Here is an 11660-nt window from a genome sequence, read left to right as displayed (position 1 = left end):
ACGACGGTCCCCCCGGGTGTTGGTCGGTGCGTGCCGCCGCGGATCGGTCACCAGCAGCTGGGCACGGGGATCACCATAGACACACAACAAAGGGCATATGCAACATGAGATGGCCCTATTTCAGGTGCATAACGACTTCGCCTGATTGGTGACGTAAAGCGCAAGGAGCTCGTCCGCATCGGGCATCCCACGACGAACGCCGGAGTTGCTGAACCGTCAGCGCCTCCGGCGTTCGAGGGAGGGGACGAGGTGCCCGGCCGAGGCCAACGCCCCCGTCGCAGCCCCAGCGTCGCCACCCCCGTGGCCGCCAGCAGCCCTGCCGAGATGAGCAGGCTGAATGCGCATCCCGGAGACGAAGTCCCCGGCCACCAGGCCCCCGAAGGCCGCGATCCCCAGGCCCCCGGGCACCTGACGGGCCGAGTTGAGGACCCCCGCGGCCAGGCCCGCACGGTCGGCGGGCACCGCCTCCATCATCGCCGCGGTGAGGGGCGGGATGGTCAGGGCACTGCCAAGTGCCAGCGGCACCATGAGGATTCCGACCTGCTGCTGTTCGTAGCGATCGTCGACGAGTAGAGGAGTACGTACGACATGCCCCTCCGCGACTCGGTGTGGAACACCGCCCCCACCTCCGCCCCCGCCCAGCGCGGCGACCGCTATGTCCTCGGGTCAGCCGCCCACCCGGCCAAGATGCTCCCGGCCATCGCCGCCCACGCTGTGCACGCAGAGACGGACGCGGCCGCCAGCCGCGTCCTCGCCCACCACTGGCCCGGATCCGTCAACTACGGAGACATGCGCACCATCGACTGGAGCCAGGTGCCTCCGGTGGACATTCTCACCGCGGGGTTCCCCTGCCAGGATCTGTCGTTCGCGGGTCCGCGCACGGGACTGACGCCCGGCACCCGCTCCGGGCTGTGGCACCACATCGTGACCGCCATTGATCAACTCAAGCCACAGAGGGTGATCATCGAGGATGTCCGCGGAATCCTCTCCACCCGTGCCTGGACGCACGACGGCGAATCTCGCCACGAGCGGCGGCTCCCAGCACCCGGCCAAACGCAAGGCGGGCGGGCACGGCCCCACCTTTGCCGACGAGGTCGAGCACCTGCTGCCCACCCCGACCCGCTGCGACGCGACCGGCGGTGCGGGCACCACCCCGAAACGCCGCGGCGGCATGAACCTCCGCACTGCCGTCACTCACCTCCCCAATGGTGGGCCGACCGGTTCCTCGCCTGTATGCACTGGAGTGGGGGAGGCGCCTGACGATGATTGTGCTGGCACATTCACCTATGGAAGGGGCGGCGGTCGGCTTGCGACCTCGGTTGGTTGGCTGGTCGGAACTTTGAGTGTGGGCATGGCTGATGGGATCGCAGCTGTGCTTGGAGGTCACAAGAGCCCTTGTTCGGAAGGGTTCGTTGTGGAAACCGGGACTCCCCGGTTCCCATTGTGATCACCACCACCGCGGGCGTTTCCGTCAAACCGGGTTGTCAGAGAGCCGCCAGAGGGGAACATCCCTGTGACCGCTCGGGGTTGGCTGCGCGGAGGCGCCGTCCGACCGGATTCTGTACATGTCTGCCCACCTGGCGTGAACGGAGGGCGTCGGCTCGGAGCGGGCGTGCGCCGATGCCGGTGGTCAGTGTTCGCTTCCGGCTTGCAGCCGCTCCAGCTTTTGGCCTCTTCCAATTCGTGTCTTCGTCTTGGGAAATGGCCGAGAGCACGATGGCGCTGCAGGTGGGACTTGCCGATGCCAAGTCCCACCTGCTCCTCCTGGCGTTGGAGCAGGTGGAATACGTGGGTCGGAGGGGGACGCACATGTCCTATCAGCGCCCGAGCCTTGTTGCGGTGACGAGAGAGTGAATGGCCGACCACTCCGCGACAGACGTGACTGTCGCGGAGTGGTCGGCCATTCCCCAGGAGAGGCGCTGCCGCTTCTCCAGTCGTCGCGCTAACGTAGGGAATTGAGTTCGATCGCCGGGCAGCGGTCCATCACCATGTCGAGGCCCGCCTCCCGCGTCCGCTCATACGCGGCCTCGTCGATGACGCCCAGCTGGAACCAGACGGCCTGCGCGCCGATCGCGACGGCTTCCTCGGCGGCCTGGCCGGCGAGGGAGCTGTTGAGGAAGACGTCCACCACGTCGATCTTGAAGGGCACGGCGGAGAGGGACGGGTAGCCCTTCTCGCCGTGCACCGTCTCGGCCTTCGGGTGGATGGGCACGACGCGTTTTCCGTAGCGCTGCAGGACCGCAGCGACTCCGTACGCCGCTCGCTCCTCGTTCGTGGACAGACCCACGACCGCCCAAGTGTCACCGAGCTCCGTCAGGATCTTCCGCACTGTTGCCGGATCGCCGTACACGTCCCGCTCCCTCTGCCGCCGATGGTGGTTGGCCATGGATGCGCCACGACCGTTGTCGCGTCAGACATTCACGCCGAAGTCCGACGCGATGCCGCGCAGCCCACTGGCATAACCCTGGCCGACCGCGCGGAATTTCCACTCCGTGCCGTGGCGGTAGAGCTCGCCGAAGACCATGGCGGTCTCGGTCGACGCGTCCTCGGTCAGGTCGTAGCGGGCGATCTCCGCGTTGTCCGCCTGGTTGACCACGCGGATGAAGGCGCCCCGGACCTGGCCGAAGCTCTGGCCGCGGCTCTCGGCGTCGTGGATGGAGACCGGGAAGACGATCTTCGTGATGGTGGCAGGGACCTCGGCGAGGTTCACCTTCACGGCTTCGTCGTCGCCCTCGCCCTCACCGGTGAGGTTGTCGCCGGTGTGCTCGACCGAGCCGTCGGGGCTCTTGAGCTGGTTGTAGAAGATGAAGTGCTGGTCGGAGACGACCTTCCCCGAGTCGTCGCAGAGCAGTGCGCTGGCGTCCAGGTCGTAGTCCGTGCCGGTGGTCGTGCGGACGTCCCAGCCCAGGCCGACCAGGACGGCGGTGAGGCCGGGCGCCTCCTTGCTGAGCGAGACGTTGCCGCCCTTGGCCAGGGAAACTCCCACGATGTCCTCCTGAAGTCCTGAGGTGAAGTGCGTACCGGCCGTGGTCAGGGCCGGACTGAAAAATCTACAGCACTGTAGAAGTAACCGGGGTGTCGCGTCCCGATACCGCATCCCGATGCCGCGTCCCGTAACGATGTGTCGCACCTCAACTGGGCGTCAAGGGAGCCGTCACGACGCGCCACGAGGGCGCGCGTCGCCATACTGGAGTCGCCGATGGCGGCAACGTAGGAACGCGGGAACGCGGGAGGGACGGACCATGACACGGACCGCACCACAGGAAGTACTCGACGCCGTGGCGGCGCGGCTCGCGCCCGATCCGGCGGCCAATCCGCTCGTCCCGCGGTTCGCGGACGGCACCGCGAACCGTTCCGCGATCACCGCTCTCGCCCTGGAGCAGCGCTCCGTGATCCCCGCGGACCGCCGCTCCTTCCTGCACCTGGCCGAACGCTCTGCCGCCGCGGGGGAAGCCGAGTGCGCGGACTTCTTCCGCACGCTCGCCGAAGGGGAGACGCTCGCCTTCGAGCGGCTCGGCGCGCTGGTCGCGGCGTGCGGAGTGGAGAAGGCGGAGGCCGACGCGTACGAGCCGCGGGCGGGCTGTCAGGCCTATCCGGCGTACGTGGCCTGGCTCGCCCTGAACGGTTCTCCGGCCGACGTGGTGCTCGCCCTGACCGCCAACTTCGCGGCCTGGGGCGCCTATTGCGCGACGCTCGCCCGCGCGCTCGTGACCCACTACGGCTTCAGCGAGGAGGCCTGCGGGTTCTTCGCGTTCTTCGCCGAGCCCGCGCCGGACCTGGAGCGGCAGGCGCTCGCCGCGGTGCGCGCGGGCCTGGACCGGGGCCTCGACCCGACCGGGTCCGCCCTGCGCTATGGGAAGCTGCTGCAGTGCTACGAGGCGATGTTCTGGGAGGCACTCGCCGACCCGGCGCGCGGCCTCTGAGCCTCCGCCCGCAGCGGGAACCCCGGCGACCTACTCCCGGCGAAACTCGGCGAGTTGAGCCACGAGCCCACGGATCAGCGCGTCGAGCCCCGACGCGAACGCCGCGTCGGCCCGCCCCGCCTTGTCGCCGCCGACGGCACCGTCCAGAGCGGCCGCCAGGACGGGCACCCGTGGCGCGTGCCCGGCCGGATCGATCATCAACGGCGGAGCCACCAGGTCGAGCGCCGAGCCGAGCAGGAAGGACTCGACGCTGGTCAGCGCCGCGACCAGCCGCTCATGGGGCCATCCGCCACGGGCCAGCGCCGTCACGACCGACTCGTACATGCTGAGCGTGGCCGGTGAGCTGATGGTCGTGGTGGCCAGCAGGGCGATGGCGTGCGGGTGCCGGGCGAAGGCGTCGCGGTACGAACGGGCCCACGCGGCAAGGGCGTCGGGCCACGGCAAAGTGTCGAAGGCGGAGACGTCCATCTCCTCGACGATCCTGCGCCGTACGCCCTCGATGACCTCGGCGCGACCGTCCAGATGGTTGTAGAGCGAGGCGGTCTTCACCCCGAGCCGTGCGGCGAGGCGGGGCAGGCTGAACGCGTCACCACCCTCGGCGTCGATCAGCGCGAGCGCCTCCCGCGCTATCAGGTCCGCGCTGAGCACCGGTGTCCGCGGTCTCCCTCTGCTCATGGCCCGGCAACTCCTCTCCTCGGGTGCGGTCTTCACAGCCGCCCGTGTGCAGAGTACGGTCCTGCCCAGCTCGGACTAAAGCCTTTAGTTTTCGGACCTGCCGCCCGACCCCCTGGAGTGCCCGCGTGACCGCACCCAACTCCCCTGACGCCAAGGGCCTGAGCGGCGGCGCCGTCGGTACCGGCGATCTCGTCTTCTTCGTCGTGGCCGCCGCCGCGCCGCTGACCGTGATGGCCGGGGTGGCACCGCTGGCGATCGGCATGGCGGGGCGGGCGGCGCCGCTCGGCTATCTGATATCGGGGCTGCTGCTCATCGTCTTCGCGGCCGGATTCACCGCGATGAGCCGCTTCGTCCGCAACGCCGGCGCCTTCTACGCCTACATCGGCCGCGGGCTCGGACGCCCGGCGGGAGCGGGGTCCGCGTACGTCGCGCTCTTCTCGTACAACGCCATCGAGGTCGGACTGCTCGCCGCCTTCGGGTGGTTCACCGAGTCCGGGTTCCACGACCTGACCGGGGTCCGCGTGGCCTGGTGGATCTGGGCCGTCGCCGGGCTCGTCGCCATCGGTGTGCTCGGCTATCTGAAGGTCACGCTCAGCGCCAAGGTCCTCGGCGTCGCCCTGGTCCTCGAAGTCCTCGTGCTCCTGGTCTTCGAGGCCGGTCTCTTCGCGCACGGCGGCGGTCCGCAGGGCCTCGACCCGGGCACGCTCTCGCCGGAACACCTGGGCGGGGCGGGGGTGGGCGGCATGTTCGTGCTCGCCGTCGGCGCCTTCGTCGGGTTCGAGGCGACGGCCATCTACGCGGAGGAGGCACGGGAGCCGGAGCGCTCGGTGCCGCGCGCCACGTACATCGCGGTGGCGTTCCTCGCGCTCTTCTACACCTTCACGGTGTGGATGATCATCAACGCGTACGGATCCGACCGCGCCCAGGCAGTCGCCGAGGGGAAGGGCGGGCCCGACATGGTCTTCACGGCCACCGAGCGCTTCGCCGGGGCCTGGGCCGCCGATTCCATGCACGTACTGATCATCACCAGCGCCTTCGCCGCGACTCTCGCCTTTCACAACGGCGCCGCCCGCTACTTCTACGCTCTGGGCCGCGAAGGGCTGTTGCCGCGCCGCCTCGGCACGGTGTCCCCGAAGACGCGGGCGCCCGCCGCCGCGGTCGTGACGCAGTCGGCCATCGCGCTTGCCGTGGTCGTCGTGACCGTCGTCAGCGGCGCGGACCCGTACACCGTCACCTTCCTGTGGAGCAACGGCTCCGGCATCCTCGGCGTGATGCTGATGCAGGCGCTCGCCGCCCTCGCGGTGTACGGCTTCTTCCGGCGCGAGCGCAGGGGCATGCCCGCCTGGCGGGTGGTCGCGGCACCGCTGATCGCCTGCGTGGGTCTCGCGGTCCTCATCGCCCTGGTGTGTGCCAACCTCGATCTCCTGACGGGGGCTTCGAGCGGTGTCAACGCGGCGCTGATCGCGCCGCTGCCCGTGCTGTTCGTGGCGGGCGCGGCACTGGCCCTGCGGATCCGGCGGCGCGAACCGCGGGCGTACGAACGGCTGACGACAGTGGACGCGGAGCGCGTGTGATGGAGGGGCAGAAGAACATGGCCGACGAAACGGCGACGCGGGTCTTCCTGGGGACGGTCAGCACCGGGAGCGACGTCCACGGGGACACCACGGCACTCGCCGTACGCGACGGACGCGTCCTCGCGCTCGGGGACGCGGCCCGCGCCCTGGCCGAAGAGGCGGACGACGTGGTCGAGTTGGGCGACGGGCTGCTCCTTCCCGCCTTCGGCGACGGACACGCCCACCCTCTCTTCGGGGGCCTGGAGAGCTTCGGCCCGCAGGTCAAGGACCTCACCTCGGTCGACGAGATCGCCGCCGAGGTCGGCCGGTGGGCTCAGGCGCACCCGGACGCGGAGTGGATCGTCGGCGCGTCCTACGACCCCGCGCTCGCGCCGGGCGGCGAGTTCGACGCACGCTGGCTGGACGCGGCGGTGACGGAACGGCCCGTCGTGCTACGGGCGTACGACTACCACACGGTGTGGTGCAACACGGAAGCGCTGCGCAGGGCCGGCGTGCGGGACTCGACACCGGACCCGCGCCTCGGCTGGATCGTCCGGCGCCCCGACGGATCACCCCTGGGCACCCTGCGCGAGTGGCACGCCTGCGACCTCGTGCTCGACCAGGTGCCCGCGCGCGGGGAGGCCGAACTGGTCGAAGCCGTACGGCGAGCGGGGCAGGCGTACGCGCGAGCGGGCATCACCTGGGTCCAGGACGCCTGGGTCGAACCGGAGATGGTGGAGGCCTATCTCGCCGCGGCCCGCCACGACGCGCTGAACGTCCGCGTCGACCTGGCCCAGCGCGCCGACCCCGACCGCTGGCGCGAGCAGCGGGGGCAGTTCGCCGCGGCACGTGGGCGCGTGGCCGCCGAGGGCGGCCCGCTGCTGTCCGCACGCACGGTGAAGTACTTCAGCGACGGAGTCATCGAGGGCGGTACGGCCGCCCTGCTCGACCCCTATCTGGACGCGCCGCACAGCTGCGGCATGCCCGTGTGGGAGCCGCGCGCGCTGGCCGAAGCGGTGTGCGCGTTCGACGCCGACGGCTTCCAGACGCACATCCATGCCATCGGCGACGCGGGCGTACGGGCGGCGCTCGACGCGGTGGAGTCGGCGGTCCGTGCCAATCCGGCCTGGGACCGGCGGCCCGTGATCACCCACGTCCAGCTCGTCGACCCGGCCGACCTGCCGCGCTTCGCCGCGCTCGGCGTCATCGCCAACTTCGAGCCCCTGTGGGCGCAGCCCGACCCGCTCCAGACCGAGCTCTCGATGCCGCGGATCGGCGCCGAACGGTCCGAACGGCAATATCCGATGGGAGAGTTGGCGCGCGACGGGGTGCGGCTCTCCTTCGGCAGCGACTGGCCCGTCAGCTCACACGAGCCCCTGGAGGGCATCCAAGTCGCCGTCACCAGGCGGACGTTCGACGGGACCCCGGCCGACGCCTTGACCCCGCATCAGCGGCTCACCGTGGAGGAGGCGCTCGCCGCGGCCACCAGTGGCGTCGCGCACCAGGCGGGCGCGGACGACCGGCTCGCGCTCGTACCAGGGGCGCCCGCGGACCTGGTCCGGCTCTCCGCCGACCCGCGCGCCGTGGACCCGATGGCCATCCGGCACGTGCGGGTGCTCGGCACGTGGCTGGCCGGAGCCCCTACGTACCGGGCGCGTGCGGAGTAAGGGGCAGGGCGATGGCGGTGACGGCTATGCCCTCACGTATCAACCAGTTGCCGTGGAACCCCGTGACCTCACGGCCTGCCACCGTCGGCCCCGGGACGAGGAGCTCCGCCGTGAACGTGCCGTCCGGCGCCAGATCGACCCGCGCCTCCTCGAAGCCGAGCCAGAGCCCGGTCAGCGGGAACCACGTCTTGTAGACGGACTCCTTGGCGCTGAAGAGCAGCCGGTCCCAGGGGACCTCCGGATGCCGCTGACCGAGCTCGGCCAGGGCCGCGCGCTCCGCCTCGTCCGTGACCAGCCGCAGGACGTCGGGATCGGCGAGCGGAGCGGCCGGCTCCGCGTCGATGCCGATGGAGGAGAGCGCCGAGGCGCGGGCCACGACGGCGGCGCGGTAGCCCGCGCAGTGCGTCATGCTGCCGACGATGCCATCGGGCCAGCGCGGTGCGCCCTTGGGCCCCGGCAGGATCGGCACGGCAGGCACACCGAGCTCGGCCAGGGCGGTACGGGCGCACTGCCGGACCGTGGCGAACTCGCGGCGCCGCTTGTCCACGGCCCGCGCGATGGCGTCCTTCTCCTCCGGGAAGAGGAAGGGATCGGCCGGGTCGTGCCGGGTCTCCACGACGGTGACGGGCGCGGTGGCGAGCAGCGAAGCCAACACGTCCGTTTCGCCGGTGAGTTGCTGTACGCGATTCGAGGGTGACGTCACAACGGATCACCGTACCGGGGCCGTGGCCTGCGCGGGGGCCTACCCTGGCGAGATGCACGACGAGTACCGCACAGTGGCCCGCGAGGCCGTGCACGAGACCGAGATCAACCGCTCGCGCTTCCTGTGCGCCCTCGCGCCCGCGGCCACCGAGGGGGAGGCGCAGGACTTCGTCGCGCGCATCCGCAAGGAGCACCCGTCCGCCTCGCACAACTGCTTCGCGTACGTCATCGGGGCCGACGCCGGGGTGCAGAAGGCGAGCGACGACGGTGAACCCGGTGGCACCGCCGGTGTGCCGATGCTCCAGATGCTGCTTCGCCGCGACATGCGGTACGTCGTCGCCGTCGTGACCCGCTACTACGGCGGGGTCAAGCTGGGTGCCGGGGGGCTGATCAGGGCCTACGGAGGAGCGGTCGGCGAGGCGCTGGACGCGGTCGGCACGCTGACCCGCAGGCGCTTCAGGCTCGCGACCGTCACGGTCGACCACCAGCGCGCGGGCAAGATCCAGAACGATCTGCGGTCGGCGGGGCGCGAGGTGCGTGACGTGCGGTATGGCGACGCGGTGACCATCGAGATCGGCCTTCCCGACGCCGACGTGGAGGCCTTCACGTCCTGGCTGGCGGACGCGACCGCGGGCAGCGCGGTCTTCGAGCTCGGGGGAGAGGCGTACGGGGACGCCTGACGGCGGGCGGGGCGCTCGATGACGCCGTGCTGGTGCCCGAGCCCAGGCGTGAATGAGTTCGAATGGGTAGAATTCGGGCATGGGAGAGCGGCCTGTACCGCCGACTGCGCCCGAACTCGTCCTCGAGACCGACACCGGCTCCACGGTGATGAGTCCGAGCCGGGACTATCACGTCGGGCGCGATCCGCTGAGCGACATCGTCATCGACGACGCCCGCGTCTCCTGGCACCATGCCGTCCTGCACGCCGAGCTCGACCACTGGACGATCGAGGACGAACACAGCACGAACGGCACGTACGCCGACGGGCGGCGCATCCACGAGTGGGGCGTCGGACCCGGCAGCGTCCTGCGATTCGGCAGCGTCGCGGACGGGCCGCGCGCGGTGCTCATCGGGCGCGAGTCGCCCCCACCCGCGGCGCCCGCCGCTCCCGAGCGCCCCTCTGCCGTCCGCACGCCGTCGGCCACCGGCACCTTCCGGCAGCCGACGTCCGTGCGCCCGCTGCCCACCCGTACCGTCCGCATCGGCCGCGCAGCGGACAACGACCTGGTCGTCGACGATCTGATCGTCTCCCGCCGCCACGCCGAGCTGCGGGTCCTCGCGGACGGCAGGTACGAGATCGTCGACCTCGGCAGCCACAACGGCACCTACCTCAACGGTCAGCCGGTCGTCCGCGCCCCTCTCTCGCCGGGAGACATCGTCGGCGTCGGCCACCGTGCGTTCTGCCTCGTCGGCGACGAGCTCCAGGAATACGTCGACACCGGCGAGGTGTCGCTCGACGTCCAGGAGCTGACGGTCGCTGTGGACCGGGGCCGCAAGACGCTCCTCGACAAGATCTCCTTCCCGGTCGGCGAGAAGTGCCTGCTCGCCGTCGTCGGTCCCAGCGGCGCCGGGAAGTCCACCCTCCTCAACGCCCTCACCGGCCTGCGTCCCGCCGACGACGGCACGGTCCTCTACGACGGCCGCGACCTCTACCGTGACTACGCCGAGCTCCGCCAGCGCATCGGTCTCGTGCCGCAGGACGACATCCTGCACGCCCAGCTCACCGTGCGCAGGGCCCTCGGCTACGCCGCCGAACTGCGCTTCCCCCAGGACACCGAGAAGGCGGAGCGCCGGGCCAGGGTCGACGAGGTCATCCGCGAACTCGGCCTCGAACAGCGCGTGGAACAGTCCATCCACAGCCTCTCCGGCGGCCAGCGCAAGCGCGTGAGCGTCGCACTGGAACTCCTGACGAAGCCGTCGCTGCTCTTCCTCGACGAGCCGACGTCCGGACTCGACCCCGGCATGGACCGCTCGGTGATGAACATGCTGCGCGGCCTCGCCGACGACGGCCGGACGGTCGTCGTCGTCACGCACAGCGTGCTCAGCCTCGAGGGATGCGACCGGCTCCTCGTGCTCGCGGCGGGCGGCAGGATCGCCTACTACGGGCCGCCGAAGGACGCGCTGCCGTTCTTCGGCTTCGAGGAGTGGCCCGAGGCGTTCGAGGCCTTCGAGGGAGACCGCGACCGGGACTGGGCCGGGGAGTACCGGCGCTCGCCGTTCCACCAGCAGTACATCGTCAACTCCTCCGCGCAGCCGCCCGTGCCGCAGGGCACCGGGGGCCCGGCCGCCGCGTTCGCGCCCCCGCCGAAGGCGCAGAGCTGGGGGTCCCAACTGCGGACGCTCGTGCGGCGGTACGCGGCCGCGCTCGGCGCCGACCGGACGTTCCTCGCGATCATGATCGCGCTGCCGTTCGTGATGGGCGCCATGGCCCGCGCGCTCGCCGGGAGCAGGCTGACGCAGGAGACGGCGATGAACGCGCTGCTCATCCTCTGCGTGGGCGGCGTCCTGACCGGCGCGGCCAACGCCGTGCGGGAACTGGTCAAGGAGCGGGTCATCTACCGGCGCGAACGGGCCGTGGGGCTCTCCAGATCGGCGTACCTGATGTCGAAGGTCGTCGTACTGGGAACGATCACCGTGCTGCAGGCCGTCGTGCTGACGCTGGTGGCGCTGCTCGGTGTCGACCTCAACGCACCCGGTGGCGAAGGGGTGTTGCTGCCGCCGCTCGCCGAGATCACCGTGGCGGTGGCGCTGCTCGCGTTCACGGCCATGATGCTCGGCCTCCTGGTCTCGGCCCTGGTGCGCAAGGAAGAGGTGACGATGCCGCTGCTCGTGCTCCTCGCCATCGTCCAGGTGGTGTTCTGCGGCGCGCTCCTGAAGCTGCACGGGGTGCCCGGTGTGGAGCAGTTGGCGTGGCTCGTGCCCTCGCGGTGGGCGCTGGGTGCGATGGCCGGGACCATCGAGCTCGGGCGGATCGTGCCGGGCGAGCTGACGTCCGACCCGCTCTTCCGCCACTCCGCGGGCATCTGGCTGCTCAACATGGGCATGCTGCTGGCTCTCTCGGTGGTCTTCGGCTTCGTGGTCGCCAGGCTCCTGAGACGGCACGAGCCCGCGGTCATGCGGAAGTAGCGGGAGCGGCCGAG

10 protein-coding genes and 1 pseudogene are annotated in these 11660 nt (G+C 70.8%); 6 read left to right on the top strand and 5 right to left on the bottom strand.

The genetic code is table 11. The features are described 5' to 3' along the window. Positions 1-278 precede the first annotated feature (278 nt). Positions 279-540, bottom strand: a pseudogene (locus AC5P1C_RS18840) (MFS transporter); the annotation flags it as partial. Positions 541-588: 48 nt separating this feature from the next. Between AC5P1C_RS18840 and AC5P1C_RS18835 the strand changes: the two are divergent. After that, a complete protein-coding gene (locus tag AC5P1C_RS18835) occupies positions 589-1260 on the top strand; it encodes a DNA cytosine methyltransferase (protein WP_493867010.1) in 672 nt (223 codons plus the stop codon). 682 nt (positions 1261-1942) lie between these two features. Here AC5P1C_RS18835 and AC5P1C_RS18830 read toward each other — a convergent pair. Both AC5P1C_RS18830 and AC5P1C_RS18825 read right to left on the bottom strand, forming a co-directional pair. Further along, positions 1943-2350 (bottom strand): CoA-binding protein, encoded by a 408-nt coding sequence (locus AC5P1C_RS18830; protein WP_493867100.1) that lies wholly within the window; start codon positions 2348-2350, stop codon positions 1943-1945. Between the two features lie 60 nt (positions 2351-2410). Beyond that, complete coding sequence (locus AC5P1C_RS18825) at positions 2411-2986, bottom strand: TerD family protein (protein ID WP_493867009.1); 576 nt, start codon at positions 2984-2986, stop codon at positions 2411-2413. 256 nt (positions 2987-3242) lie between these two features. Between AC5P1C_RS18825 and AC5P1C_RS18820 the strand changes: the two genes are divergently transcribed. Beyond that, on the top strand, positions 3243-3923 hold the full coding sequence (locus AC5P1C_RS18820; RefSeq protein ID WP_493867008.1) for a TenA family protein: 681 nt from the start codon (positions 3243-3245) through the stop codon (positions 3921-3923). Between the two features lie 30 nt (positions 3924-3953). Here AC5P1C_RS18820 and AC5P1C_RS18815 read toward each other — a convergent pair whose 3' ends face one another. Beyond that, on the bottom strand, positions 3954-4598 hold the full coding sequence (locus AC5P1C_RS18815) for a TetR/AcrR family transcriptional regulator (protein ID WP_493867007.1): 645 nt from the start codon (positions 4596-4598) through the stop codon (positions 3954-3956). Positions 4599-4723: 125 nt separating this feature from the next. On the opposite strand from AC5P1C_RS18815, the gene AC5P1C_RS18810 reads away from it, so the two are divergent. Together AC5P1C_RS18810 and AC5P1C_RS18805 are read left to right on the top strand one after the other, a co-directional pair. Next, positions 4724-6172 carry an APC family permease gene (locus AC5P1C_RS18810; protein WP_493867006.1) on the top strand — a complete coding sequence of 483 codons (1449 nt, stop codon included), beginning with the start codon at positions 4724-4726 and terminating at the stop codon, positions 6170-6172. Further along, a complete protein-coding gene (locus AC5P1C_RS18805) occupies positions 6172-7818 on the top strand; it encodes an amidohydrolase (RefSeq protein WP_493867005.1) in 1647 nt (548 codons plus the stop codon). Before AC5P1C_RS18810 ends, AC5P1C_RS18805 begins: the two co-directional genes overlap by 1 nt. Here AC5P1C_RS18805 and AC5P1C_RS18800 read toward each other — a convergent pair. Beyond that, positions 7793-8470, bottom strand: coding sequence for a 4'-phosphopantetheinyl transferase family protein (locus tag AC5P1C_RS18800; RefSeq protein WP_493867099.1), 678 nt, complete (start codon positions 8468-8470; stop codon positions 7793-7795). The genes AC5P1C_RS18805 and AC5P1C_RS18800 overlap by 26 nt on opposite strands. 103 nt (positions 8471-8573) lie before the next feature. Between AC5P1C_RS18800 and AC5P1C_RS18795 the strand changes: the two genes are divergently transcribed. Both AC5P1C_RS18795 and AC5P1C_RS18790 read left to right on the top strand, forming a co-directional pair. After that, positions 8574-9200 carry a YigZ family protein gene (locus AC5P1C_RS18795; protein WP_493867004.1) on the top strand — a complete coding sequence of 209 codons (627 nt, stop codon included), beginning with the start codon at positions 8574-8576 and terminating at the stop codon, positions 9198-9200. 79 nt (positions 9201-9279) lie between these two features. Continuing rightward, positions 9280-11646 (top strand): FHA domain-containing protein, encoded by a 2367-nt coding sequence (locus tag AC5P1C_RS18790; protein ID WP_493867003.1) that lies wholly within the window; start codon positions 9280-9282, stop codon positions 11644-11646. Positions 11647-11660 lie beyond the last annotated feature (14 nt).

The sequence above is a fragment of the Streptomyces sp. A18 genome (genome assembly GCF_059026065.1).
This window is presented reverse-complemented; position numbering and strand designations above follow the sequence as displayed.